This window comes from Paenibacillus jamilae (assembly GCF_050482105.1).
Taxonomy (GTDB): Bacteria; Bacillota; Bacilli; order Paenibacillales; family Paenibacillaceae; genus Paenibacillus; species Paenibacillus jamilae_B.
On record NZ_JBCNHI010000011.1, the window covers coordinates 315,860 to 339,937 of the forward strand.

General features: G+C 46.8%; 30 protein-coding genes and 1 riboswitch. Of the genes, 19 read left to right on the forward strand and 11 right to left on the reverse strand.

Annotated features, from left to right (window positions below):
• The first annotated feature begins 178 nt into the window (after positions 1-178).
• On the forward strand, positions 179-1,012 hold the full coding sequence (locus ABEW32_RS08820; protein WP_430186634.1) for an AraC family transcriptional regulator: 834 nt from the start codon (positions 179-181) through the stop codon (positions 1,010-1,012).
• A 126-nt stretch (positions 1,013-1,138) separates the two neighbouring features.
• Here ABEW32_RS08820 and queF read toward each other — a convergent pair whose 3' ends face one another.
• The 7 genes from queF to ABEW32_RS08855 form a co-directional block, all read right to left on the reverse strand.
• Entirely contained in the window at positions 1,139-1,636 is a 498-nt protein-coding gene (queF, locus tag ABEW32_RS08825; protein WP_017426398.1) for a preQ(1) synthase, read from the reverse strand.
• A gap of 429 nt (positions 1,637-2,065) precedes the next feature.
• A complete protein-coding gene (gene queE, locus ABEW32_RS08830; RefSeq protein WP_430186636.1) occupies positions 2,066-2,944 on the reverse strand; it encodes a 7-carboxy-7-deazaguanine synthase QueE in 879 nt (292 codons plus the stop codon).
• On the reverse strand, positions 2,937-3,428 hold the full coding sequence (queD, locus tag ABEW32_RS08835) for a 6-carboxytetrahydropterin synthase QueD (RefSeq protein WP_430186638.1): 492 nt from the start codon (positions 3,426-3,428) through the stop codon (positions 2,937-2,939). Before queD ends, queE begins: the two co-directional genes overlap by 8 nt.
• The gene (gene queC, locus ABEW32_RS08840) at positions 3,421-4,104 is read right to left on the reverse strand and encodes a 7-cyano-7-deazaguanine synthase QueC (RefSeq protein ID WP_430186640.1); all 684 of its coding nucleotides are present in this window, start codon (positions 4,102-4,104) and stop codon (positions 3,421-3,423) included. Before queC ends, queD begins: the two co-directional genes overlap by 8 nt.
• Positions 4,011-4,226 carry a hypothetical protein gene (locus ABEW32_RS08845; protein ID WP_430187055.1) on the reverse strand — a complete coding sequence of 72 codons (216 nt, stop codon included), beginning with the start codon at positions 4,224-4,226 and terminating at the stop codon, positions 4,011-4,013. Before ABEW32_RS08845 ends, queC begins: the two co-directional genes overlap by 94 nt.
• 13 nt (positions 4,227-4,239) lie before the next feature.
• Positions 4,240-4,283, reverse strand: a riboswitch (PreQ1 riboswitch).
• An 83-nt stretch (positions 4,284-4,366) separates the two neighbouring features.
• Positions 4,367-5,071 carry an AIM24 family protein gene (locus ABEW32_RS08850; RefSeq protein ID WP_017426401.1) on the reverse strand — a complete coding sequence of 235 codons (705 nt, stop codon included), beginning with the start codon at positions 5,069-5,071 and terminating at the stop codon, positions 4,367-4,369.
• 25 nt (positions 5,072-5,096) lie between these two features.
• Positions 5,097-5,537 (reverse strand): SH3 domain-containing protein, encoded by a 441-nt coding sequence (locus ABEW32_RS08855; protein WP_031463042.1) that lies wholly within the window; start codon positions 5,535-5,537, stop codon positions 5,097-5,099.
• Between the two features lie 309 nt (positions 5,538-5,846).
• On the opposite strand from ABEW32_RS08855, the gene ABEW32_RS08860 reads away from it, so the two are divergent.
• The 3 genes from ABEW32_RS08860 to ABEW32_RS08870 all read left to right on the forward strand — a co-directional run bounded on the left by ABEW32_RS08860 (position 5,847) and on the right by ABEW32_RS08870 (position 8,048).
• Positions 5,847-6,002, forward strand: a complete 156-nt coding sequence (locus tag ABEW32_RS08860; RefSeq protein ID WP_016821329.1) for a hypothetical protein — start codon at positions 5,847-5,849, stop codon at positions 6,000-6,002.
• A gap of 223 nt (positions 6,003-6,225) precedes the next feature.
• Positions 6,226-6,993, forward strand: coding sequence for a hypothetical protein (locus ABEW32_RS08865; RefSeq protein WP_430186643.1), 768 nt, complete (start codon positions 6,226-6,228; stop codon positions 6,991-6,993).
• A 71-nt stretch (positions 6,994-7,064) separates the two neighbouring features.
• The gene (locus tag ABEW32_RS08870) at positions 7,065-8,048 is read left to right on the forward strand and encodes a helix-turn-helix transcriptional regulator (RefSeq protein WP_430186645.1); all 984 of its coding nucleotides are present in this window, start codon (positions 7,065-7,067) and stop codon (positions 8,046-8,048) included.
• 40 nt (positions 8,049-8,088) lie between these two features.
• Here ABEW32_RS08870 and ABEW32_RS08875 read toward each other — a convergent pair whose 3' ends face one another.
• The 4 genes from ABEW32_RS08875 to ABEW32_RS08890 form a co-directional block, all read right to left on the reverse strand.
• The gene (locus ABEW32_RS08875) at positions 8,089-8,760 is read right to left on the reverse strand and encodes a 3'-5' exonuclease (protein WP_430186647.1); all 672 of its coding nucleotides are present in this window, start codon (positions 8,758-8,760) and stop codon (positions 8,089-8,091) included.
• Positions 8,761-9,000: 240 nt separating this feature from the next.
• On the reverse strand, positions 9,001-10,920 hold the full coding sequence (locus ABEW32_RS08880) for a 5'-nucleotidase C-terminal domain-containing protein (protein WP_430186649.1): 1,920 nt from the start codon (positions 10,918-10,920) through the stop codon (positions 9,001-9,003).
• Between the two features lie 149 nt (positions 10,921-11,069).
• Positions 11,070-11,540: an ImmA/IrrE family metallo-endopeptidase gene (locus ABEW32_RS08885; RefSeq protein ID WP_430186651.1), complete on the reverse strand. Its 471-nt coding sequence runs from the start codon at positions 11,538-11,540 to the stop codon at positions 11,070-11,072.
• Positions 11,541-11,548: 8 nt separating this feature from the next.
• Positions 11,549-12,025 (reverse strand): helix-turn-helix domain-containing protein, encoded by a 477-nt coding sequence (locus tag ABEW32_RS08890; protein WP_430186653.1) that lies wholly within the window; start codon positions 12,023-12,025, stop codon positions 11,549-11,551.
• Between the two features lie 276 nt (positions 12,026-12,301).
• Between ABEW32_RS08890 and ABEW32_RS08895 the strand changes: the two genes are divergently transcribed.
• The 15 genes from ABEW32_RS08895 to ABEW32_RS08965 all read left to right on the forward strand — a co-directional run bounded on the left by ABEW32_RS08895 (position 12,302) and on the right by ABEW32_RS08965 (position 24,078).
• Complete coding sequence (locus ABEW32_RS08895; protein WP_430186654.1) at positions 12,302-12,790, forward strand: ArpU family phage packaging/lysis transcriptional regulator; 489 nt, start codon at positions 12,302-12,304, stop codon at positions 12,788-12,790.
• Between the two features lie 104 nt (positions 12,791-12,894).
• Positions 12,895-13,749: an aminoglycoside 6-adenylyltransferase gene (ant(6), locus tag ABEW32_RS08900; RefSeq protein ID WP_430186656.1), complete on the forward strand. Its 855-nt coding sequence runs from the start codon at positions 12,895-12,897 to the stop codon at positions 13,747-13,749.
• A gap of 346 nt (positions 13,750-14,095) precedes the next feature.
• The gene (locus tag ABEW32_RS08905) at positions 14,096-15,064 is read left to right on the forward strand and encodes a hypothetical protein (protein WP_430186658.1); all 969 of its coding nucleotides are present in this window, start codon (positions 14,096-14,098) and stop codon (positions 15,062-15,064) included.
• Between the two features lie 10 nt (positions 15,065-15,074).
• A complete protein-coding gene (locus ABEW32_RS08910) occupies positions 15,075-15,293 on the forward strand; it encodes a YqzN/YkzM domain-containing protein (RefSeq protein ID WP_430186660.1) in 219 nt (72 codons plus the stop codon).
• A gap of 2 nt (positions 15,294-15,295) precedes the next feature.
• Positions 15,296-16,762 carry a phage tail sheath family protein gene (locus tag ABEW32_RS08915; RefSeq protein ID WP_430186662.1) on the forward strand — a complete coding sequence of 489 codons (1,467 nt, stop codon included), beginning with the start codon at positions 15,296-15,298 and terminating at the stop codon, positions 16,760-16,762.
• A gap of 122 nt (positions 16,763-16,884) precedes the next feature.
• Entirely contained in the window at positions 16,885-17,292 is a 408-nt protein-coding gene (locus tag ABEW32_RS08920; protein ID WP_007429163.1) for a phage tail tube protein, read from the forward strand.
• Between the two features lie 99 nt (positions 17,293-17,391).
• Complete coding sequence (locus tag ABEW32_RS08925; protein ID WP_007429164.1) at positions 17,392-17,826, forward strand: phage tail assembly chaperone; 435 nt, start codon at positions 17,392-17,394, stop codon at positions 17,824-17,826.
• Positions 17,827-17,849: 23 nt separating this feature from the next.
• On the forward strand, positions 17,850-17,981 hold the full coding sequence (locus tag ABEW32_RS08930; protein WP_019686368.1) for a hypothetical protein: 132 nt from the start codon (positions 17,850-17,852) through the stop codon (positions 17,979-17,981).
• 21 nt (positions 17,982-18,002) lie between these two features.
• Positions 18,003-19,751, forward strand: coding sequence for a hypothetical protein (locus ABEW32_RS08935; RefSeq protein ID WP_151255447.1), 1,749 nt, complete (start codon positions 18,003-18,005; stop codon positions 19,749-19,751).
• Positions 19,752-19,787: 36 nt separating this feature from the next.
• Positions 19,788-20,429 carry a LysM peptidoglycan-binding domain-containing protein gene (locus tag ABEW32_RS08940; RefSeq protein ID WP_151255446.1) on the forward strand — a complete coding sequence of 214 codons (642 nt, stop codon included), beginning with the start codon at positions 19,788-19,790 and terminating at the stop codon, positions 20,427-20,429.
• Complete coding sequence (locus tag ABEW32_RS08945; protein ID WP_017426415.1) at positions 20,426-21,403, forward strand: XkdQ/YqbQ family protein; 978 nt, start codon at positions 20,426-20,428, stop codon at positions 21,401-21,403. The genes ABEW32_RS08940 and ABEW32_RS08945 overlap by 4 nt, the downstream gene beginning before the upstream one ends.
• Positions 21,396-21,803 carry a hypothetical protein gene (locus ABEW32_RS08950; protein WP_430186665.1) on the forward strand — a complete coding sequence of 136 codons (408 nt, stop codon included), beginning with the start codon at positions 21,396-21,398 and terminating at the stop codon, positions 21,801-21,803. The genes ABEW32_RS08945 and ABEW32_RS08950 overlap by 8 nt, the downstream gene beginning before the upstream one ends.
• Positions 21,790-22,260 carry a DUF2634 domain-containing protein gene (locus tag ABEW32_RS08955; RefSeq protein WP_430186667.1) on the forward strand — a complete coding sequence of 157 codons (471 nt, stop codon included), beginning with the start codon at positions 21,790-21,792 and terminating at the stop codon, positions 22,258-22,260. The genes ABEW32_RS08950 and ABEW32_RS08955 overlap by 14 nt, the downstream gene beginning before the upstream one ends.
• A complete protein-coding gene (locus tag ABEW32_RS08960; RefSeq protein WP_430186669.1) occupies positions 22,260-23,411 on the forward strand; it encodes a baseplate J/gp47 family protein in 1,152 nt (383 codons plus the stop codon). Before ABEW32_RS08955 ends, ABEW32_RS08960 begins: the two co-directional genes overlap by 1 nt.
• Positions 23,404-24,078, forward strand: a complete 675-nt coding sequence (locus ABEW32_RS08965; RefSeq protein WP_430186671.1) for a YmfQ family protein — start codon at positions 23,404-23,406, stop codon at positions 24,076-24,078. Before ABEW32_RS08960 ends, ABEW32_RS08965 begins: the two co-directional genes overlap by 8 nt.

The window sequence follows — 24,078 nt, forward strand, 5'->3', positions numbered from 1 at the left end:
AGGCAAGGAAAGGCTGTTCATTTCTCCGTTTGCGAGAAGAACTGCCTTTTTTTGTCTTCGTGGCCTGAATAGATTTCAGCTTGTGTAGGCATTTTACTATCGGTATAGTATGAGTATTAGAGTATATGACTGAATATAATTACTGTTGATTACTCATAGCTGGTTGATGAGGTGTCGTATGAAAAAAATATATGAACATATTGAAATAGACAGAAGAAAAATGATTAACCTCTTTATGTTTCAATCGACAGATACAGAAAGAGTCATACCTATGCATTTTCACAGCAATATGGAATTAATTTATTGTACAAGTGGAAGTCTTAAGGTGTGGCATGAAGGAAAGATAACCATTTTGATGGAAAAGGATGCCCTGTTCATTAATAGCAATGTACCGCACTCCACCCAAAGTATTACGGAAAACCAGGTCATTGTATTGCAATTTCCAGCTACCTTTTTTGCCAATGAACAAGTATCCATCCAATTAAATACGCAAGAGCAACAAGTTGAACATAATATACTTTCTAAATTAAGAGAGTTGTTTATGGACATATATAACCTGCATATTTCCACAGGAAAATATGACTATATCTTAGAGCAAAGTCGAATTATTGAACTTAAATATGTGCTCGTAAATCATTTTAGTCAGGCAGCAGACCTACAGCCAGAGGTATTTAGCGAAAAGCAGCAAAAGATAAAGACCATTATGGATTTTATTAAAGAGCATTACGCTGAAAATATTAGCCTGGCGAAAACAGCCCGAATTTGCGGTTATTCGGAGGCTTATTTGTCGAGAATGTTTCATGAATATACAGGTCAGACGTTTACGGAGTACAAGCAAATTCTTTGTTTGGAAAAGGCGATTGATTTATTGGAAACAAGTAATAAGTCACTTACAGAGATTTCTTATGAGTCTGGCTTTCCCAACGAAAAATCGTTTAGAAAAGCTTTTAAGGAAGTTATGGGTAAAACCCCTTATGAATATAAAAAATCAAAATTTGATCTGAGTGTGTAAATGCCTCAAGCGTTATACTCTTATGGATGATTTCGATAGACTAAAAATAAGGGGCTGTCCCTGAGTCATTTATGACCTGTGGGGCAGCCCCTTGTATTTGTATGCAAGCGCACAGAGAGGATCAGCCTATCGATTATCTACTGTCTCTGGATACATATCATGGTTCATCATACGGTGCTCTGCGATCTGCTCATACTTCGTTCCCGGCTTGCCGTAGTTGGTGTACGGGTCGATAGAGATGCCGCCGCGAGGCGTGAATTTGCCCCATACTTCAATGTAGCGAGGGTCCATCAGCTTAATCAAGTCATTCATGATGATATTGACGCAGTCTTCATGGAAATCACCGTGGTTGCGGAAGCTGAACAGGTACAGCTTAAGGGACTTGCTTTCAACCATTTTAATATCAGGAATGTAGCTGATGTAGATGGTTGCAAAATCAGGCTGTCCGGTAATCGGGCACAGGCTGGTGAACTCCGGGCAATTGAACTTTACAAAATAATCGCGGTACGGATGCTTATTATCAAAGCTTTCGAGAATGGCGGGATCATAAGCAAAAGTGTATTGTGTGCCTTGATTGCCAAGCAGGGTAACGTCGGTCATTTCTTCAGGTTTTCTTCCGGTCATGTTAAGTGAGGCTCCTTAAAGTTGGTTTAGTTTGGTAAACGAAATGGGAGTTATGGTGGTGGGGAAGCCGCTTCGCGAAGGATTTGAGCTTCCGATCGCTGTTGAAATGGGATTCTTTCTGATAAAAGATCTATAGGTTAGAATCCCATTTCAAAGGCGAGCGCTAACACTTCTCCAGCTTCAAATCCTCCGCTCCGCTGACCGACCGCCGTCATCACCATAAAGTCCCTGCTCGTTTACCTGTCAGTTGGGCAGAAGAGAATAATGCACGCTCCTATATGAAAGGAGCGATATTCTGTGAGAAACCCCATCCTTGCGGACGAGGGTTTCTCTTGTTTTATAGCTTTGGGTGTCGAGAGTGTACTTCGACTAATTTGACGTATCTTGTGTATCACATACAGCTCATATGGAATATATTGTATATGTGTATTATACGCCGCGTTTGTTGCCCCATACGAGGGTATGGAGCTGCGGGAGTACTCTTACATCGTTGAGCCGGGAATCGTCCATGACACGGTCGATAAGCCATTCATAACGATGCAAAAGAGATTCTGCGATCTGTCCGGTGTTCTCTGTGTTCACATCTGGATTACCCGTCTGAAGGAACAGCGGTACGTGTGGATAGCGCTCGTGAACGGTGCGGGCATAGGCGAGATCGGTGTCATCGAAGATGACGACCTTCAGGCTACATGCTCCAGCATATAGTCTGACCGATTCATCATTCAATTCCTGGGTGCACGTTGTAACTGAGACGTTTGTTGTAGTCTTGGACGCTCCAGCCATTTTCCGGTTTGACAGACGGGCTACAATATCATCCAGCACGTCCCAGTTGGTCGTCATGCCAGAGCTGGGTGGCTTCGGGGATAAGGTCACCTCATCGATATCGTACAGCCATTCCTGCCACCGGGAGCCTTGTGTTTCGACAGCGGTGGCAATGCCTTGACTGCGTAGCAGGGTAATCAGCGTCCCAAGCTGTGGCAGCAGGGCAGGATTGCCTCCGGACAGGGTGACATGCGAGAACCGTTCGCCTCCGATAGACTGTAGCTCCTGCCAAATATCTGTGGCACTGAGACGGCGAATTTGATCCTTGGCGCTGCCGTCCCAGGTAAAGGCGGAGTCGCACCATGAGCAATGGTAATCGCAGCCTGCAGTACGAACAAACATCGTTTTACGGCCAATGACCATACCCTCGCCCTGAACGGTGGGACCAAACACCTCCAGTACAGGAATAGGGGCTGTTTTAGCCTTGTCGGAGGTTGTCATAGGTTGGTGAGTAGTTACAGTATTAGCAGTTACAGTATTACTCATCGAACATCCACTCCCGTCGGAATTCGGCGTAGCTGGTAGGTGTCTCGAATAGTCTTACAAACTCGGTACGTCCGCCTTCAACACGATTGCAGTATGCATCCGAGGTCAGGGCTACCTCCATTTGTTCAAAGATCCAGACGACCATATTTTCCGCCGTTGTATTCATTGGAGGAAGCGTCTCATTCAAATAACGGTGGTCCAGAAAAGGCTCAATTCGCTCTTTCCAGATCGTTTTAATATCACCAAAATCCAGCGTCAGACCTATTTCGCTCGGTATACCGCTTATGCCAAATACGACAATATAGGTATGTCCGTGCAGATTTTTGCATTTACCTTCGTAACAGTGCAAATGGTGGGCTGCATCGAACGTAAATTGTTTGCTGACGAGAACACGCTTGCGGTGATAGCGCAGCTGAGAGCGCTCAATGTCTGTCCCGAACTGCTGGAGCTTGTCGACAATACGAAAGGTACCTGGCTCACGCATGACCTTCAGCTCCTTGGGACGAAGCGCCGCGAACTGCGAGATATTGCTCCAGTCCGGCACGACGGAGATTGCAGGCAGGACATTCGCCACAGCCATCGCCAATGATGCCGTTATAGCACGTTAGTGTACGGGTTCTAACAAATTCAAAAGCTTTCAGTTCATCAGCCATTTGCCAGGTTTCGGCCTTGTTCAGCCACATGAGCGGGGTATGAATCACAAAGGGATAGTCCATCGAAAGGTTCAGTGTGACGTTCAGCGATTTAATAAAGGAATCCCGGCAGTCGGGATAGCCGCTGAAATCTGTCTCGCATACGCCTGTAATGATGTGGCGCGCTCCTTTTTGCTTGGCAAGAACTGCTGCGAAGCTTAGGAACAACAGGTTGCGACCGTCTACAAAGGTGCTAGGCAGTTCGCCTTCCTCTTGAGTAATATCAATGTCGGTGCGTGTGAGGGCATTCGGGGCAAGTTGGTTGAGCAGGCTCATATCCAGTACCGTTTGCGGAACACCCAGCTCGCTGGCAATTCCGGCGGCAACTTCAATTTCCTGCTTGTGGCGTTGACCGTAATCGAACGTCACGGTTTCTACTTCGGCAAAATGTTTTTTTGCCCAAAATAAACAGGTTGTGCTGTCTTGGCCGCCGCTGAATACGACGACTGCTTTTTCGTTTGCAAACATAAAAAAACCTCTCGATCTTCTTGGAATGGTGTAAGACACAGCGTCTTGTCACGTGGAAGAAAGAGAGTTCTTGAACCGGCTTCAACAAAAAACAGGCCTTGCCCCGCAAATTCATTTTTCAATGCGGAGGACAAAGCATCGTTAGTTTTTTATAGAGGGAGTTCGCGAACCTCTCCCATGCGTTAGGCATGGATTTTCTTCATTAGCATCTGCCACGAGGACAGACAGCTTCATTGAGCATTGCCATTATAGCATGGCAGAGCTATTTGATAAACACTCCACCAAATGGAATGACTTCCCTTAAAAATCGTTTGATCACGCCATCGTCGTTCATATCCTGCTGAAGCCGCCGATGATGTTCACCAGCATGAAATAATACGGTGCCGTGCCCAGTCATTTTAAAATGATAATTCATATGCTGGCTGGCCAAATGGTTACCATATACGGTTAACTCCAGCTTGGCATTTTCAGGATAGGCAATGACGCTGCTCGCATCCACATAGATCGGCTCCGACGGATGAAGCTGTTCTTGACATACCAATCCTTGTGTCAAAATGCCAATGTGACCGATACCGTCAAATTTCATTTTAATGACATCACGGCTAAACAACATGTTTTTCATGCTTAACAGCTTGGTACGCATTTGGATGCCGGCGCTGTACCAGAACAGGTTGCGGAAATCGTATAGCAAATCGTCGCTTCCTTCCAGCTTGATCATCTTCAGACTAAAGCCAGGAGGAAGGGCGGCAATTAGCCGACAAGCGCCTGTAAAATCGGCCTGAATCAATTTGTGCTTGCGATACATGCCTTTAATATTCATCAGCTTATCACTGCGGCCTGAGCTGGGTCCGCGATATGCGATGATTTGCTGCGGATGCAGAACGTGCAGTTTTTCCCCTTCAGCCAGGTCGAGCGTTACGACCGAACCGACACTTTCATCATGGTGTTGTCCTGCTTGTATGTCCATTCAGACCCTTCATCCTTTCAGACAGTTAGTATCTTCCCGAGCGTCGACGCATCCCATAACGTAACAGTCGGATACCGATAAAATAACCGGCCAGCAGAATGACAGCCGTGATGATGAGCATTTTATTTCGATGTGAAGCCTGATCGCGCTGGGTTTGAAGATTTTTTAGTTCTGTAACGGTGTCGTTCAGCTTGCGATTTTGCTCCAGCAATTGGGCGTTTTGCTTCTGGTAGGTCTCGATGCTGGTACGGGCCTTTTCCAGGTCTTCCTGTGTTTGGCGGTAGCTTTCCTTGAGCTGATATACATCGCCTGGCAAACGTGAAAACTGCTCAAAGCCTTGATATACATCATCCCAATAAGCAGCATGAGCTTCGGGTACACGGGTTACTCCAAAAATAAACAAAAGCGCTATAGCAGCGCAGACAATGCGGCGGTACAAAGCAAAGCGATAAGTTGCTCGTGCCAAGTGATGTTCCCCCTTTTGAGAAACCAAGATGTTAGATGTTACAGATCATTACCCATATCACATGGTTACGTACAATATAATGATTTGGATGCAGCTTTTAGAATATATAGACGACAAATACGGGAAAAGATTATCAAAAAAGCTCGATTATTAGTTTAAGTGTAACCTAAAACGGGTATATCAAGGAAGCGGCAACATTCCGGCATTTTTCCCAACAAACGAGTCAAGAACCATCCGCACCTGATCAGGGCTTGAACAAAATATATGAACTAGAAATATTAAAATAGATATAGAAGGAGATTTCGAAAGATGAATGAGAGAGAACAAAACTATACAATTTTAAAAATCACTGTAAATGGCAAGCCATTATCGAAGGAGCTTATCGTGGATAGCACTACTTTTGCTCCAATATCCGATATTTGCACAAATACGAAAGTATCTTTAACAGAAACTACGATTTCATAATTTTAAATATAGAAGCAGACTATCATGTAGCCCGGCAAATGCCGGGCTATTTTTGCGTATTCATGTAATCTAAATGGAATGAAATGCTATTTAGCAGATTAGGTCCCCTTTCATAAAGATTACCATGTATAATTTTCACAATCAAACATATGTTCCCTGACAATATAGTGTCAGATAACACTGTTAATTTAGAGTTACATGTTCTTTTAGGGGGAATTTACCAGTGGTGAAGTCAATGCTCAATGTAACGTACACATGGGACAAAGAGTCTATATCTGCGAATGGGTCCAAACAAGTAAATCTACTGATAGAATGGGGCTATGGGGCTATACGTAAAAGAAAAGGGAATCTCACACCCAAAGCAGCGGGATGTGACCTTCAACTTCAGTTCATCCCAGAAAACGGGGTAAATCTATTAAAAGCTGAAGGGGTGAGGCTCGGGTTTAAACAATCAGAAAACGGAGATTGCATGCTGGTTCACTGTGGTGATGTGCGACGGGGAAAATATAGACAAGCTATTTTGACGTTTTCTATACCGGCTCACGCGTCCGGAAGGCATACGATTGGAATGATTGAGTGGAGCTGGCGCAAGCCGACGCAGGAAAAGCGGACACTGATCCGCACAGACCAGCTCTATATCCATTATACGCATCATCTTGGCCTGCTGAGCATTCCATCCAACCCGAAGGTGGAAAAATACATAAAGCTGAATGAGACGTCCCAAATTGTAAAAAAGGCATTGCGTATGTATGAGAAAGGGGAAACTGAACGAGGGGCGTTCATCCTTACTAGACAAGCAGATGAATTGCTTATATGTGCAGCTAGAAGCGAAGATATGGATTACCTTGAGGAAGCCGAGCTACTTTTATCCATACGTAATAAATGGAGTGGGACTTTTGTATCATTTACAGCGTATAGTTCTAAGGTCTTTTTTAATAAAGGAATAGCGTTAGGAGATGTTCGTTTTACGGAGAATGATATGCTGAGATAGGTAATTATGCTAGTTTTTTTGTGCAAATTAGTGAGTCTAAATTACTATCTTTTTGTAAAGGAGAGACTTCCTTGACTGATCGGTTGATACGTTTAATGCGGATTATTACTATTGTTCAGGCAAATCCAGGAATATTGGCAAGAGAGCTTGCCGAACGTTGTGAAACATCAGAACGTACCATATACCGAGATATGGAGGCGCTAAGCGCTATGCATATTCCGATCGCGAATATGGGGCATGGCAAGGGGTACATTTTTATTAGCAATTTTGCTTTGTATCCTCTCAATTGGACAGAAGAAGAGACAGAGGCTTTTACCAAGCTGGGAGAAATGATGGACACGATAAAACCTCTTTTACCGCCAGCTTTTGAAAGTGCTTATGAGAAAGTGATGGCCTCTAGTCAGAAAAAAAAGATGGACCAGACGAGCTTCGCGCAGGAAATGAAAAATATCATCCGGCTCGGCTCGACACTTGATCGGGAAAACCAGCCCTATCTGCTCAGGCTGATTGTTTTGGCGAGTCTTACGCAGCAGACTATTGAAGCGGAATACAGCTCTCCTCAAAATGAAGATGTATCATTGGTTCAAGTAGATCCTTATTGTTTGGTTCCTCAAGATCGGCGCTTCTATATGCTAGGTTTTTGTCATAAGCAATCCGCCATGAGAACCTTTCGAATCAGCCGCTTTCGGAATATGAGGATTTTGCCGTATACGTTTCAAAAAAATACATCTGAAATGGAAATGTTTTTTAAAGGCACCTGGTCGGTGACCAAAGGAAACCAAAATATTCGGTTTGTGGTACGTTTTTCTGCCGATTCTGTATATCGGGTCAAAGAAGAGGAGCTGTTTATCAAGCCTCTTTTAAAGGATTTGCCAGATGGAAGTTTATTGTTTGAGGTGACGGTCAATCATGACCGTGAATTTCTGGATTGGCTCACATCCTATGGAGCTGAGGCCGAGATTCTGGAACCTTTACGGTACCGCAAACGTATGCAAGAAATGCTACGGACCTGGGGGGCGTTTTATTTCGATAAAAAGGCAGGAAATCAAGAATAAGAGGGGAAGATCCCCCGGAACGGGCCGGGGAGCTATCTGCTTAACGGTCCTTAAACAGGTTGGCGAGATTGCCGAAGGGACTGTACTGCTCCTGTTCTTCTTCTGGTGAAGAGTAGACGAGCTTCGAGCCGCGGCTTTCTTCATCGTCGGCAGCATTATGAACTAATGTAATACGATCAAAATGGTGTATGAAAACCTGTGCGGTGTTTACGGCATCATCCAATGCTCGATGCTGTTGACCGTCAAAATCAATGTTGCACAATTCCAACGCCTGAGACAGGCTTAATTGACGATACTTTCCATTGGAACTAAACAGACGGGAAATTTGCTTTTGTATATCATTTGTATTATGAATCCAGCCGAGATCTACATGATGAGTACGACAATGGGACACCAGCTTCTGACGGTCATCCGGACCCCATGCGCATAAATAATAGGGTGAATCCGTACCGAGCCAGGCAATAAATTGCTTCACGGCTTCAGGAAAGAGGGGAGCTGCATCAATATCACGTTGAGTAATACCCGTAAATTGAACGGTATCTGTAGAGAGTACAGGCCGATTCGATGGTCTTACAAAAGTGTGAAATGTATCTGCAGCGAATAGGCCATCGTCTCCCTGAATAACTTTGACGGCACCGATATCAATGATTTCGGAGGAATATCTGGCGTTACGGCTCACGGTAAATTCAAGATCATAAATAATGTATTGCATTTAATGGACTCCTTCCACACACATAACTGATCCCGATGGATATCAGGACAAATGTTCTCTGCCCGAATGACTCTTCTCCATCATACCTCTCGGTTCACAACTTGTCAGCGGTTAAAAGGCTTGCTTTCAAAAAAAATATGCGATGTCCAAATGAGCTTGGACTATCGCATATCTCAAAACTGCTAACATACAGCAGCATCCCAAACCACTTCAATTCTGGACGCTACTTTTGCTGGCTATTTAGGCCGGGAGGTCTAATTTTTGCCCTGGATAAATACGGTGAGGATTCTTCAATTTATTCAACTGCTGAAGCTGTTGCCAGGTGGTACCGTGTTTGCGGGAAATGTCATACAGCGTATCCCCGGATTTTACGACATATACATGGCTATTTGCAGCTTGAGCAGTAGCCGATGCCTGCTGTGGCTTGCTAGCTTGGGACTTTGTAGGTGTCGACTTTGCAGGTGTCGATTTCGCAGGCACTGGCTTCGCAGTTGATGTGGAATCAGATTGTGATTTCTCCTGCTGAGATGCTGGCGTTGCGGCTGAAGCAGATGGCACAGCTTGTGTGGCAGGGACAATAGCTTTTCCATCTGTTTTAGCTTCTTGAATACGGCCGTCTGCTTTTACTTGCAGGCTAGTAGAACCGGCTTTTTGCATATAGCGGATTAAGGCTTCATCCAGCGATCCGAACATGCCTGCCTGTGGATATTTAGCGAACATCGTATATTGGTCACCGCCCACGGCAGTAAAATCATTGGTAGCCAGTGTGTATGTTGCCTCAGGATCAAGGGCCTTGCCACCAATCAGGATGGAGTGAACACGACTGCCTTTGGCTGCTGAGGTGTCTATTTTGAACGAGATGCCTGATACTTGTGGGAAACCTCCGCTTGATTCTGGATAGGAGGCTGCGCCATTTTCCAGTGCGGCCTGAAGGTCAGAGCCCTTTACCTTCAAGGTAACAATTTGGTTGCCGAAAGGCAGTACAGTGATGACGTCTCCCTTGGTAACCGTTCCTGCTTTGATGGATGCTCGAATGCCGCCACCGTTCGTTAGAGCCACATCTGCCCCCGAAACGTCACGCATGGCATCGGTGAGCAAGTCGCCGAGATTGGTTTCACCCGTACGAACCTTTTCGCGCGCGCCCTCCAGATCTACACTTGTTTGTGCTACAACCTCTTTAAGAATAGGCTCTTGCTCCTTCTGAATGGAGGCGATTAATGCAGCAATTTCAGCATTGGGCTGAACGTCGGCAGCTTGAGTCGAATCGATCAGCTTCGCTTGCTTTTGGACAACTTTACCGCCGTCTACCCATAGATCCACTACACCCAGATACTTGGTGTATTCACCTGCACTAGCGATCAACGTGCCATGGTCACCAACCAGGCCTTTTTCCAGTACGGTATGGCTGTGTCCGTCGATGAAAATATCAATGCCAGGCACTTCCTTCACGACCTTGAGGCTGGTGTCTTTGCTGGACGCGTCTTGTCCCAGGTGACCCAGAGCAACGACGACATCTACTTTGCTGCGGATTTGGTCTACGGCCGCTTTGGCTTCAGCCGCAGGGTCGGTGAATTGAATGCCCTCCACATTTTTAGGATTGGTTTTATATGCTGTTTCAGGCGTAGTTAGGCCTATAATACCGATTTTAACGCCATCTACTTCTTTAATAGTATACGGTTGGAACAAACGTGTTCCGTCGGTTTGCTTAATGTTGGCGCTCAGCACAGGGAACTGAATCTCTTTACTCAGCTCAACCAGATGCTTCCAGCCGTAATTAAACTCATGGTTACCTGGAACCATTGCATCATAGCGCAGCTTGTTAATCACTTTCACGATACTCTCACCGTTGACCAGAGTAGCGAAGGTCGTTCCATGAACGGTATCCCCGTCATCCAGCAGCAATGTATTAGGGTTAGCGGCGCGATATTGGTCGATGATTCCCGCCAGCTTGGCGAACCCCATTTCCTTATCGTTGGCCACCACGTGAGCATGGGTATCATTCGTATGTAGGATGGTGATGTGTTTACCACTGACTGGAGTCGTTGTTGCCGTTCCCGCTGTTCCCGCAGTAGTAGCTGGGTCCGCTGCTGCTGTACCGAGACATCCGAACAGAAGCGCGGCAGTCGTCAAGATCGACGAGAGTTTTTTCCATGAGTTCATGTTGTTCCTTCAACCTCCCATAAAATGAATGAATTAGAGAAACCGCTTACGTCCACATTTTATCAGATGATTGTAAAAATAACTCTTATTTTATATCAAAGCACTACATTTTTTTTGAAATATCCTTGTTAAATCCAACGTCTAGTTACCTATATTGTAGAGGCAGTAATAGACAGTAACTTATAAAATGGGAACCATTGTTCTGTTTTGTGATCAAAAAAAAGGGCAGTCTCTTTGGGCAGCCCGATTCGGGGTAAATAGTGATCCAATGTTTCGTCAGCCAGCGGCGGATTCCCTGCACTCAGCAACAGCACGGCAAAGCGATTGGCCTGCTGTTCAAATTTTCCCGGGGAAAAGTAGGAATGCTCCTCCATAAAAAAGCGACTAAAACCTTTATGCAGTCGGTCATGTCCCAATTCATGCGCACAGACGAACCGTTCCCATTCTGGTGTAAGGCCATTGTGAATGACGATAAATCTTCTGCGCAGCTTGTGATAATACAACCCTTTGGTTGTGGAGCCCAGATCGCAGTATCGGATATGGATGCCTAAGGCTTTTGCGATATCAAAGGGGCAATTGGTGCGGTATTTTCGGACAAGTTGGTGAATGAGTTCCTTCATACGATCACCTACGATCCCTGATCTTTGCTCGCACCGGGATCGGCGGGCTTTTTATGTTTGTTCATCTGCTTGGCTTCCCAGAACAGGCCTGTCAGTACGTCCTTGATCCGTTGCCGGTCTTTTTCATCCAGCGGAATGCCATCAAACATTAATTCGTCGTCTTCCTCCAGCATTTTTTTAAAATCCCGGCGGTCTTTGGAGCTTGCCCATTCCGGTACAGTAGAACGATATAGCTCATGTGGATTTTGCTCTATAGAATCATCATCTGCCCAATATCCGGCGGCCTTCATCATTTCGGTATAGGATACACTGAGTGCGTCCGCTATTTTGCGGAGGGTGGAGGGCTTGGGCACTCCGCGTAGCCCATTTTCGATGCGGGAAATTTGTGAATTACTAATACCTGCGGCATCTGCTAATTGATTGATGCTCAATTGCTTGTGCTCACGTTGCTGTTTTAGGTAGGTTCCGAATGCTGGCTGTTCCACAATGGAGCTCCTTTCTGCAATAGAATCATAGAATTAGCTTTATTATACCATTAGGCAAATAGTAAAAGCACGTAATATGCCAAAAGGCATAGAAAAGTAGAGCGAATATCCTGTTTTTGGGGTTAAATTGCTTTTTTTCACGATGGATACCTATCCTAAATAATGTTATGTTATACTCAAGATACGAACAAAAGGGGAACACAATGTAAACAAGTGCTTTTTTTATTTGAAAATACATCATTGTCAAAAGGCATAATATAAGGAGTGTTGCTGTTCATGAGAAATAACTTACCCGAATTAGATCGTCGCAAAACGCAGAATGCATTGGAGGGTGTATTTGAGAAATACCGGATTTATAAAACAATAACCTTTATGGATCGGGAAAGCTTTATTACTGCTGGCTATACGGATCGCCCGAACGGACCCACGAATGTAACAAGTGACCCAACGGCCCGGACTGCTGTATATAATGTAGATGCTCCTGCCGCCCGCTTGGCCTATTGCCAAATGGTGGATGTCGTAGTGAGCCGCTTGAATGAACGTGAACAGTTGCTGATCCGTGAACGTTATTTAAAGGATGACGATGTGTTCGATTACAAGGTTTACAATTATGTGCTGGACCCGCCAGTTAGCAAGGATACGTATACGAAGCTTCGTACGCGTGCTTTTTATAAAATGGCGCTAGCACTGGCAGACCAGGGCGTTCTGAATCTGGCAAGCTTGCAGAAGGATGCGGAACGAAGACTGGGCTCGGTAAATGCATAGGGGTCACAGCCTATGGCTCTATTAACGTAGGACAGCAAGGAGAACCGCAACGGTGAATAAAAAGCATAGCTTTCAATTAAAAATGGGAACGGAGGACGGATGCATTGAGAAGTGAACAAGAAATGATGGATATGCTTGTAAAGTTTGCTATGAACGATGCGAGAGTTCGCTTGGTCACTATGGAAGGATCACGTACAAACTTCAATATTCCTGCTGATTCATTTCAAGATTATGATATTTCTTATTTTGTAACAGATATGGATTCTTTCAAGGAAAGTGATCAATGGCTTCACGTTTTTGGGGATAGGCTTATGATGCAAAAACCCGAGGATATGGAGCTTTTTCCATCAGAGCTAGGTAACTGGTTTTCATATATTATGCTTTTTGAGGATGGAAACAAATTAGATCTGACACTGATCCCGATAAACGAGGTAGAGGATTATTTTACGAATAGCGATGGTCTAGTTGAGGTTCTGCTCGACAAGGATGTGCTGATCCAAGAGGAGGTGATCGCAAGTGATCATCAATATTGGATTAAAAAGCCCACGGCAAAGGAATTTGATGATTGCTGTAATGAGTTTTGGATGGTTTCAACTTATGTCGTAAAAGGATTGGCGAGAAAAGAAATCCTGTTTGCTATTGACCATTTAAACGAGATTGCACGGCCTAATTTGTTGCGAATGATGGCTTGGAAGATTGGTTCAGAGCAAGGTTACACCTTTAGCGTAGGAAAAAACTATAAATTTATAAATCAGTACCTTCCTAATGAAGATTGGGAAAGCTTATTATCGACTTACTCTGAACATGGCTATCGAGAAATGTGGCAGTCTTTACTTACTTGTTATACTTTGTTTAGAAAATACGCTAAGGCTGTGGCAAAAAAACTGAAATATGAGTATCCAGATTACGATGTAGCCATTACTAGGTATACTGAGAATATATATAATTCATTGAATTGAATGATACCACTGACCGCCTTTTTAAAGGGCGGTTATTTTTTTGTGTGCAACATTAACAAGGAGATAAAGCGCATTTTAAGATAGGGAACAAACGTTCGCAAAATACCACCTAACTTCATCCCTAGTCTCTGCTTTTATCGTCCATTTCCCCGGCAACGCATTCGTTATTAGGGTGTAAGATTATATCATCGGGAATCAAGACAAGAGGACATACCGAAGACACACACAGTCAAACGTTAGCCGGCCAATAGGGCCGGTTTTTTCATGCGGTCATCGTCTTTGTCACTTCTCGGGAATTCGATGTATAGAAAGGAGGAGTCGTGTTGCCTAAGCAAGGGATGCTGCAATGCATGAGTATGAGGCTGCGCCGGATGAGAGCATGGAAGTGGAAAAAAGCCTGGCTAAACAGCCACAGCATGCGAGCACAGGATACGCAAGGGTGGCATGCCACAGGATGAGACAAGCCTTTAAGCAAAAGCTCGTTGACATTATTCCAGCGCTGCAAGGGCGTGTATACGATGTTCAGCCCCCGTCGCAGACGGCAGAGGAGCCGTATGCAGTTATGGCGCTGGGCGAGGAAATCTGGAAGTCTTCCTGGGCCGGTTACCGGCAGGTTGTCCGCATCAAGCTGTACGCAGGACAAGCGGGGCTGGCGCAGGCCGATGTATGGGCAAATGCCCTGATTGCCGGACTGCACCGGGCATCGGTGACCGGTAAAGGTGAGGACACGTCTGCTTTTACCGCACACTATTTGGGCGTGCGGGATGCAGAGAAGCTGGACACGGTTACGGGCAAGGCCTATAGAACGCTGCGTTTTGGCGTGTATGTGCCTGAAACAGAAGGGGGTTCGGCTGCTTCAGCACCTGGTGCAGCACAGCCGGAAGAATGGCTGGCAGCGCTGGTCGGCTGGACGCAGAAGCAACTGGGCGAATCGTGGTCAGTATACGCCGACGCATGGCCCGCTCAGCCGGGAAGCCATGCGGTGTTATGGCGGCTGAGCGGCTGCGAAACCCGGATGGTGGGAGCTTCGATGTATGAGCTCCGCAAACGGTTCATCGGGCATATCACTGGCCCGGACACCACCGAAGAGAATCGTGCCGCTTCCGCATTGGTCGAAGGCTTTGCCGCTCAAATCCAGCTTCCTCTGGAGCAGGACAAGGGCCGTTATATGTCTATGGCTGAAGCCTCAGCCGATTTGCAGGCGGATGCCATTTTAGACGGTCAGCTTCGGCTGACGCTGGTACAGCGGCGTATGCGTCCAGCTGAGGAAGCGGCATTGATTCGCAGAGTGGAAATTCATCCTATTTTGAAATGAGGTGGTCCGAGTGACCATGGAAAGCCATGAGAAGGCTCCGCTACATGACGGGCAGGAAGCAAGTGGTCCGCGCTATACGCTAGAGGAACTAAAGGAACACGCAGAACAACTATTTTCTGTAAAAGTAGAAGTGCTGGCAGGCGCCTTTTTTGGCACACAGGACAAGCTGTTTACGGTAGCAGAAGCACACACTAAAATCGAACAATTTATGAAAGCGAAGGTGGATTAATTATGGCAGGCGGAACATGGGAAAACACGAATAAACCGGTATTGCCGGGTTTGTATATGAATTTTCAGGCAGCAGCAGCTTCAGCGATTCAAGGTGGATCGCGCGGTACGGTGGTTGTGCCTGTCAAGGCGAATTGGGGCCCTGTACGTGAGTTTGTAGAGGTGGGCAGCGAAACGGCTATTAGCCAAATCTTCTCCGGCGACAGTGAGAACGGTGCGACAGCGTATTCCACACTGTATCTGGCTTTGCTGGGAGGTCCGAAAAAACTGCTCGCTTACCGATTGGCAGATGATACAGCTGCTGAAGCGTCTGTAACGCTGAAAAGCGGTGGCGAGACCCCGACCGACGTGTTGCGTTTGAAGGCTTTGTACACAGGTAGTCGCGGTAATGGCTTTGCCGTAACGGTACAGCCGACTTTGGGTGATGAGCAAGCTCGTGAGGTGCGCCTCTATGAAGGAACCAAGCTGCTGGGTACGTACAAAGGCAATGACGGTACGGCTGCTTCGATTGCCAAGGCGTTGAACGAAAATAGTGAAAACGTATGGGTGAAAGCTGAGGTTATCGGCGAAGGCGGCATTCCGGCGGATGTCAGCGGCGTACATCTGGCAGGTGGCAATAGCGGCAATAGCAAGCTGGTTAATGCCGATTACATTGCGATGCAGGAAGCATTGGAGGGACAGGAATTTAATGTGCTGGCCCTGGATTATGCAGCCGATCTGGCATTGCTGCAAAGCTTTGCCGCTTGGATCAAACGTGTCCGGAATGAAGGCAAAGGCGTCATCGCTGTATTCGGCGGTTCTGCGGCAGATGATGTGTCCAAAACGGCTGTCAGCTTGGCTTCTGCACGTTCCCTGGCACTGAACCATGAAGGCATCGTGAACGTGGGCACAGGCGTACGTCTGGCAGGTACGGACTACAGCTCCGCCCAAACGGCTGCCTATGTAGCCGGACTAATCGCAGGCCAACGGTTGAACCAATCCGCAACATATGCGGTTACGCCTTTTGAGGATGTAACCCGCCGCTGGACACGTTCCGAGCAGGAACAGGCTGTCCGTAACGGGGTGTTCCTCTTGTTCTTCGACGGCCGTCAGGTCAAAGCGCTGCGTGGAATCAACAGCTTGGTGAACCCGTCTGCCGGACAAAACAACGCATGGAAGAAAATCCGTTCCATCCGTGTCATGGATGCCATTAACGCTGACTTGCAGCGTGCAGCCGAAGAGACTTACATTGGCAAAATCAACAACACAGTAGAAGGCCGTCTGGCACTCATCGGTGCGATCAAAGAATACCTGGCACAGCTGTCGCTGAGCAACGTGATCGAGGCAGATGGTTACGATGTCATTCTGGACCCAGCCTACTACGGCGATGCGCCAGTCATCAAGCCGGAGCCGGACCAAGTGTTCCTGCAATGGAACGTGAAGCTCACCGACGTGATGGAGCAGTTGTTCGGTACATTTTACGTGCAATAAATCAGCATTTTATGCGCATAAGCATTTCGCAGGCGATCAGTAGGATTAAGGTAGTTTTTTAACAACGAGGACTTTGTGAAATCCCGAACTATATTATGAATTATTTTGAGGAGGAAAAAGAAATGTTGGATGCTTCAAGAGTTATTTTAGGTACGTATGGTCAGGCGCATGTGGATGGGGTGTGGCAGACAAATATCAATAAACTGGAAGCCAGCGTGGAAATGGAAAAACGCGAGCTGAATCTCGTGGGCAATGAATGGAAGGTGCACAAGCGCGGTATCAAAAAAGGGACGGGAACGATGAGTGGATATAAGGTTACGTCCGACATGATTCGTCGTGGCTTCAATCGTTTTGAGATTATTACCAAACTGGATGATCCTGAAGCCTTTGGACATGAAAGTATTCGTCTCATCCGCTGCACTCCTGACAAAATCCAGCTAGCTAACTGGACAGCAGGCGAGGAAGTACAGGAAGAAACAACCTTTACTTTTGAGGGCTATGAGCTGCTAGATCCGATTGTAGCAAACTAAATTGGTAATCGGGGGATGGGATGCTGCTAGGTATCCCGTTCCTCAAATACAAATAAGGATTTTAAAAATTCTGAAATTAATAATAAGGGAGAATGACTTATGAGCTTGAATGAGAATATGACAGAAGAACAAATTTTGGACAGTCTGTTTGAAGCCGCTGAAAAACTACCGGAAGAAACGGTTCGTATCAAGCGCCTAGATATGAAAATTGTGCTGCATGGACTGACTTCCAGTAAGGTGGACAGCATTCGTGAGCGTTGCACAATTCGCCGAACCGTGAAGGGTGCTGTAGACGAAAAGGTAGATACCGAAACGTTCAACGCCTTGTTGATCTCGGAAGCTACCGGCAAGCTGGAAGTGAAGGGCCTGTCCCTTAACGGTTGGGGCGATCCCCGGATTACAAGCCGCTTGAAGCTGTCCGGTGGCGAACAGTCTGTCCGCCGTATGCTGCTGGCGGGTGAACTGGATGCAGTGGGAGATAAAGTGCTGGAACTGTCCGGTTTTGGCGTTGAGATTGCTGATCTAAAAAACTAATCGGCTCCGGGGGAATGACGACGATGCTGTACCACTTGTGGGTCCGGCACCACCTCCGTCCCGGAGACTTTTGGCGGCTTCCCCGCGGTGAGCGCATGCTGCTGCTGGCGTTTGCCGAACAGGAAATGGATAGCATTGCAGCTTCAAAAGCATAAACAAGGAGGTGAACATGATAGATGGCAGAAGCATTAAATTACCGCATGAACCTTGTGATCGATCCCAAAAACGTCATTAAGGCGAACAGAGAATTGCGCGCAATGGAACGCTATTTTGAGCGAATTCAGGGACGCGTTCTAAAAATCGGTCGTACCCGCATGGCTCCGGAAATTGTCCTGAACGATATGGCCTCCAAAGGCTTGGATAATCTGTTAAACAAGATTAACCGGGTTAAATCTCAGATTATTAATGCCTCTGGGAATGTGAATGTGAAGGTAAATAGCGGCACTGCTAAAGCAGACCCGGTCAAGTCTGATAATAATTTGAGTACGGTTTTGAAAGCAAATACTACTGCTGTAGAGGCCAATACGAAGGCTATCGCGGATTTAAGTACTAAATTAGGTTCTCTGAAGATCGGTGGTGAGGCGAAAGAAGAAGAGCCTAAGGGTTTTTTTGAAAATCTTAAAGATACCCTGGGGGGTGTCAAAAAATTTGGCGAAGGTATGAAGGGATTTTCCGAAACTGGATCTAAATGGAGGGGGTTGAAGCAAGAATGGTCTAATGCTGGACCAGTTACGGGAAATACAAGAAGGAAAAAATTAGTTAATGGAGCGAAAAAAATATGGAATAATAAAGGCAGTCTAGGTAAGGCTGCTGGTGAACTTATAGAAAGTGTCGGGGGTACTGGAGACATGTTAGAAGGGGTGATGGATTTTTTTAAAGGCGGTGGCGGAATGATTGGGAATATTAAAAGCGGTGGCAGTGCTGCTATAGATGCAGTTTCTAGCGCGGCTTCTAGTATTATAAACCCTAGCACTGCTGGCGCGGTTGAGGAAGCCGGATCAGGCTTGTTCAAAAACCTTTTAAAAGGCGGCGCGAAGAAATTGTTGGGGCCACTAAGCTATGGGATGGATATTATGAATATCGCTCAATCTGCTCCTGGTAAAGAACGCTCACAAGCCATAGGCTCTGCTATTGGTGGGGGAGTATTGGGAACCGTCGGCGGTATTGTAGGTTCAGTGATTCCAGGAGCAGGTACTGTTATTGGCTCTACACTGGGCAGTATGGCAGGTGATTGGATTGGAGGTAAAATTGGCGGCTTAGTCTCAGATTATGGTCCAGCTATGATGGAAAAGGCAAAGTCCGCTGGTAAACTTCTTGGAGAAAAGGCTTCCCAGGTCAAAGGTTGGCTTTCAGATAAGGCTGGAGACTTTGGTAAAAGTTTTTCTGATTTCTTTTCTTTCGGTAAAAAAGACGAACCTAAAAAAGAGCCAACTAAGCCACCTGAAGTTCATAAACCTTCAATCCCACCTAATTCAAATATAGGTGCGTCCCTTAAGCCCTTAGCAACTATGCCGCCTTTATATAGTGCATCCGCATTCGTGCCTCCACAACCGGGCGCCAAAGGCGTTTCTAATCCTTACGGACCGATGGCTATCGCTAACCAAGGGGTAAACCCAAGCCCAATGTTGAATACTGCGGCGCATGCTAACAATGGCGCCAAAGCTAAAGGTAAGGCCAACGGTAATCCCACTCCTCAAGTAGTACAGATCAGTCCTGAACAAATGGGAACATTGTCTGGCTTTTTGAAGGATTTTAAAACCGAAACCACCAATCAATTTAATCTTCCTGCGGGGGCTGTACAGGTCACTGTGCATGAGAACAAGCTGGATGTGGATGGGCTTATTACGCAAATTGGCTACCGTCTTAAAGCTGAAATTTTGCGTGCAACGCAGAACACCAAGCCAACGGGCGCTGGAGCTATGTAATGCAGTAGATGGTAGCAGTAGGGAAGGAGGATAAAGATGGAATTTAGTTTGACGGATGGTAAAGGGAAAAAGTTTCAGTTTCCAGTAAATCCTGAGGAAGTGACGATCTCACGGCAAAAGGGATTTGATACAACGACGATTTTATCCTATGGGGAGTTTGACTTTCCACAAGGGGAGAAGGTGAAGGAAATCTCCTTCTCTTCTTTTTTTCCGAAAGAATACAATCCAGCATATTGCACATATGAAGACATCCCTGATCCGCAGGAGGCCATGAACACGTTGAATGGCTTTTTGTTATCCAAGAGTCCGCTACGTTTTATCATTACGGAGACAGCCGTGAATGTGCCAGTAATTGTCGCTTCTCATAATTCAATCTTTCGGGGCGGGGAATATGGGGATGTCAATTTTGATTTGTCACTGCGAACCTGGAGTGAAATGAAGGTAGCCAAAAAAGCTGGCACCGGCTCGAAGTCCGCGACAGTCAACAAAAAGCCTCGCACGGATATGAAAGAAAAAAAGAAAACTTACACGGTTAAATCGGGAGATTCCTTGTCCAAAATTGCCAAGCTGGAGCTGGGAGACAGCTCTCAATGGAGTCGTATTTATCAGCTTAACAAAAAGACCATCGGGAAAAATCCGAATGCGATTAAACCGGGGCAAAAGCTGGTGCTGTCATGAGCTATAAAGTCATTTTACAGGATAAATATGATCTTTCGCCACTTGTGGAGAACATTAATTTAAGAGATTCGCTGGAGCAAATCGCCTATCAGGGGACGGTCAATTTGGTCGTTACGTCCGATATGCCGGTCATTTCTCCAGGGATGTCAATCCGGGTTAGTGGTATTCCTTATGGTAAAAAAGACTATGTTCCTCTGTTGTCTCCAGCGGTGATCTGGGAAGTGGAAACCTCCAATAACGGGCTTAAACGTATGACGCTGACGCTGTATGACCGTACGGTATATTTGGACAAGTCGGAGGATGAATATTTACTTCCTGCCAAGCAGACGGCTACCCAGCGTTTTCAGAAATATGCGAGGGATTGGAAGCTGAAAATCGCTTCTTTGCCGGACACAAAAAAGCAGCTCGGGCGCGCCGTATACCGGACGCAGTCCATTTATTCCATGATGCTGGGCGATCTGCGGGAGACGGCCAAGGCGGGCGGCAAGCTGTATCATCCACGTATGATTTCTTCCGGCTTGGAGCTGTACGAACTGGGCACGAACAAAGATGTATATGTTTTGGAGAAAGTGACCGATACGACACAATCCCGTACGTTGGAAGGCGCAGCCACGAGAGTAAAGGTGTTGGCTACGGCGGCCAGTGAAACAGGGAAAGAGGTTCCTTCCAAGGTGATGGCGCTTGAGGAAAAGGACATTGCCAAATATGGAACACTTCAGGTGATCGTACAGGATGACGAGGTGAAATCGGGTGCGGCAGCACGTGAGTTGGCCAAAAGTAAGCTGAGAGGCATACAACAAACGATATCGGTAAATGCGCCAGATATGAATACGATTCGAGCAGGAGACGCGGTAATGTTAGGGAACATGAAGCTGCTGGTGATTTCAGTAAGCAGGGAATTGGGCAACCCTGGCAGTATGTCGCTAGAACTCGGAACGTATGACGATGTAAAAAGGAGGTTTTACCTTGAATAAGGACCCCTACGGGCATTTAGCCACTGCGCTGCAATCTTCATTTCATAAACACACCAAGCAAGCGCTGAGTGGAGTAGGTGCAGTATTAGGTACCATCACTTCCACAGGACTCAAGCTGGATGATTTTAAACATGAGCTTCAGGATTATCTGGTCGCCGAGCTGCCGGGGCTGCTATCTGTACCACGCCATATGTACAAAGGTACCTCAACTTCAGTGGAATCTGAAAATTGGGAAGGCAAAGAGCTGAAAACCTCTTTTTATATTGGGGAGGATGAGCTGAAGGATGTAAATCTGAGCCTGAACAAAGGACTCAAGCCCGGGGATCGTGTACTGGCGGTACGGGTGAATAGTGGTAATGATGTGGTGGTCGTGTGCAAGGTGGTGAATGGACGTGGCTAATTTGTTTCCCGAAACAGATGATATGATCTGGACAGACACAGATATGACCAATCCAGATTTGCTGGAGGATAACCGTGCGGTATTTGGGCGAAGCTGGAGATTTGATTTTGAAGCTGGGGAGTTTGTAATGAGCCCTAGCCGTAAAATCGTGACTACAGGCGAGAAAGAAGCTTGGGTACAGTGGTGTGAAAAAGCCATACGCACTCCTCGCTACCGTCATGTAATCTATTCGCCTGATTATGGAAGTGAGCTGGAGGAGCTGATTGGCAGCAGCTATGGGCACGGTGTGCAAGAAAGTGAAATTAAGCGCATGGTCACAGAGGCGTTGCTAGCAGATGCACGCACGGCTAGTGTGGATCAGTTCACGTTTCGCTGGGAAGGTGAGGCATGCTATTTTAGCTGCCAAATTACGAACGTGCGGGATGAGACAGAAATTGTGGAAAGTGTGGTGATCTAATGGCAGATTTGCCGGAATATTTGGTAGACCAGACGGAAGAGGAAATTTTAAATCGAATGCTGGAAAAAGTGCCTTCGGACATCGATAAGTCCGAGGGCTCTTTTATTTGGGATGCGCAGGCGCCGGTAGCATTTATGCTCTCTGAAGCGGCAATCTGGGCGCAGGAGTTGCTGCGTCGAGGTTTTGCCAGCACAGCAGCCAGCGACAACCCGGATTTTCGCTCGCCAGAACTGGATTTGCGGACAGCAGAGCATGGAGTGACACGCCGGGAAGCCGTTGCTGCATCAGGTAAGGTTACGTTCACGGGCACAGCTGGGACAATCGTCCCGGCGGGAACGTTGGTGGCGACTCCAGCAGATGATGTATCCGGGGAAGCCTCTATTGAATATGCGACCACGGCATCGGTGACGCTGGATGAACAGGGCACCGGGGAAGCGGTAATTAGGGCGGTTAATCCTGGACGCAGCGGCAACGTGCCAGCGGGTGTCATTCAGGTGATGGCTACTCCGATTAGCGGGGTTTCCTCCGTGATCAATACGGAGGAAACCAAAAGCGGCACAGACGTTGAGAGCGACCAACTGTTGCTGGAGCGGTTTTATGCCAAGGTGCGGAACCAGGGTACAAGCGGCAACAAGGCGCAGTATACCCAGTGGGCGAATGAGATTGCTGGAGTGGGTGGCGTGGAAGTTGTTCCACTGTGGAAAGGGCCAGGAACAGTGGGGTTATATGTGCTGGATACGGACAAACGAGCTGCCAGTCCGGATATCGTGGTTGCGGTGCAGAAATATATCGATCCGACCCAGGATGGGCAAGGCGAAGGGTTAGCACCAGCAGGTCCTGTGGTGACGATCATGCCAGCGGCAGAAGTGGAAATAAACATTTCGGTCAAGGTACAGCGCACCAAAGAGAAGCCGTCCACACTGGATGAAATCAAAAAGCTGATCGAAAACGGTGTGCGGACGTATTTGAAGCAGCTTGCTTTTTACAAGGCAGATCCGTTGGTAAGGTACACCCGGATTTCTGCTGTGCTGTTGGACATTCCAATTATTATTGATTTCTCTGATTTGAAAATTAATGGACAGAGCAATCAGAATATTGAGATTGGATCAGGTCAGGTGGCCGTGCTGGGGACGGTGAGCGTCAGTGAGTAACAACGGAATAGACAGTTTTGAAGAGTTTTTGAATAACCCTGACGAGGGAAAACGTGTAAACCGTGGTGACACCTTTGCTAACCGGGTAGCAATAGCGAGAGATACAGTAAGCCAAATGAGCAGCGAGCGGGGACGCGAGCTGCTTTCCTATTTGCCTGCCTATTATGAAACCTCACGTGTGATGCGTTCCGATATGGATGCTAAAGGAAGCGAATTGGACGCCTTGTATCTTGCAATGGATGCAACGGTGGGACAGTTTTTCGTACGTACCGCCACCTGGGGGCTGGAACGCTGGGAAATGGAGTTGGGGATCGAAACCGATCTGGGGAAGCCGTTGGATCAGCGGCGCGCAGTGGTGGAATCGAAGCTGCGGGGGGCAGGGACTTTTTCAGGCAAGCTTGTCAAAAATGTAGCTGAGGCGTATGACGGAGGCACGGTAGATGTTACTTTTCACCCTGCCGAATGGGGATTTACGGTCAAATTTATGGATACCATCGGAATTCCGCCCAACGTGGAGGATCTTAAAGCAGCCATTGAGGAGATCAAGCCCGCTCACATGGCGGTGGAGTATAAATTACGCTACCTGACCATTTCCGAAGTGGAGTCCATGACCCTCTATGAAAATGAACATACAACACAGGACAGATATCTAGGAGGCGGCGCATAA

Coding starts and splice junctions, on each gene's coding strand:
- ABEW32_RS08820 (WP_430186634.1), top strand. CDS start 179: ATGAAAAAAATATATGAACATATTGAAATAGACAGAAGAAAAATGATT.
- queF (WP_017426398.1), bottom strand. CDS start 1,636: ATGACCGGAAGAAAACCTGAAGAAATGACCGACGTTACCCTGCTTGGC.
- queE (WP_430186636.1), bottom strand. CDS start 2,944: ATGAGTAATACTGTAACTGCTAATACTGTAACTACTCACCAACCTATG.
- queD (WP_430186638.1), bottom strand. CDS start 3,428: ATGCGTGAGCCAGGTACCTTTCGTATTGTCGACAAGCTCCAGCAGTTC.
- queC (WP_430186640.1), bottom strand. CDS start 4,104: ATGTTTGCAAACGAAAAAGCAGTCGTCGTATTCAGCGGCGGCCAAGAC.
- ABEW32_RS08850 (WP_017426401.1), bottom strand. CDS start 5,071: ATGGACATACAAGCAGGACAACACCATGATGAAAGTGTCGGTTCGGTC.
- ABEW32_RS08860 (WP_016821329.1), top strand. CDS start 5,847: ATGAATGAGAGAGAACAAAACTATACAATTTTAAAAATCACTGTAAAT.
- ABEW32_RS08875 (WP_430186647.1), bottom strand. CDS start 8,760: ATGCAATACATTATTTATGATCTTGAATTTACCGTGAGCCGTAACGCC.
- ABEW32_RS08880 (WP_430186649.1), bottom strand. CDS start 10,920: ATGAACTCATGGAAAAAACTCTCGTCGATCTTGACGACTGCCGCGCTT.
- ABEW32_RS08885 (WP_430186651.1), bottom strand. CDS start 11,540: ATGAAGGAACTCATTCACCAACTTGTCCGAAAATACCGCACCAATTGC.
- ABEW32_RS08895 (WP_430186654.1), top strand. CDS start 12,302: ATGAGAAATAACTTACCCGAATTAGATCGTCGCAAAACGCAGAATGCA.
- ABEW32_RS08905 (WP_430186658.1), top strand. CDS start 14,096: ATGCATGAGTATGAGGCTGCGCCGGATGAGAGCATGGAAGTGGAAAAA.
- ABEW32_RS08915 (WP_430186662.1), top strand. CDS start 15,296: ATGGCAGGCGGAACATGGGAAAACACGAATAAACCGGTATTGCCGGGT.
- ABEW32_RS08920 (WP_007429163.1), top strand. CDS start 16,885: ATGTTGGATGCTTCAAGAGTTATTTTAGGTACGTATGGTCAGGCGCAT.
- ABEW32_RS08925 (WP_007429164.1), top strand. CDS start 17,392: ATGAGCTTGAATGAGAATATGACAGAAGAACAAATTTTGGACAGTCTG.
- ABEW32_RS08930 (WP_019686368.1), top strand. CDS start 17,850: ATGCTGTACCACTTGTGGGTCCGGCACCACCTCCGTCCCGGAGACTTT.
- ABEW32_RS08935 (WP_151255447.1), top strand. CDS start 18,003: ATGGCAGAAGCATTAAATTACCGCATGAACCTTGTGATCGATCCCAAA.
- ABEW32_RS08940 (WP_151255446.1), top strand. CDS start 19,788: ATGGAATTTAGTTTGACGGATGGTAAAGGGAAAAAGTTTCAGTTTCCA.
- ABEW32_RS08945 (WP_017426415.1), top strand. CDS start 20,426: ATGAGCTATAAAGTCATTTTACAGGATAAATATGATCTTTCGCCACTT.
- ABEW32_RS08955 (WP_430186667.1), top strand. CDS start 21,790: ATGGACGTGGCTAATTTGTTTCCCGAAACAGATGATATGATCTGGACA.
- ABEW32_RS08960 (WP_430186669.1), top strand. CDS start 22,260: ATGGCAGATTTGCCGGAATATTTGGTAGACCAGACGGAAGAGGAAATT.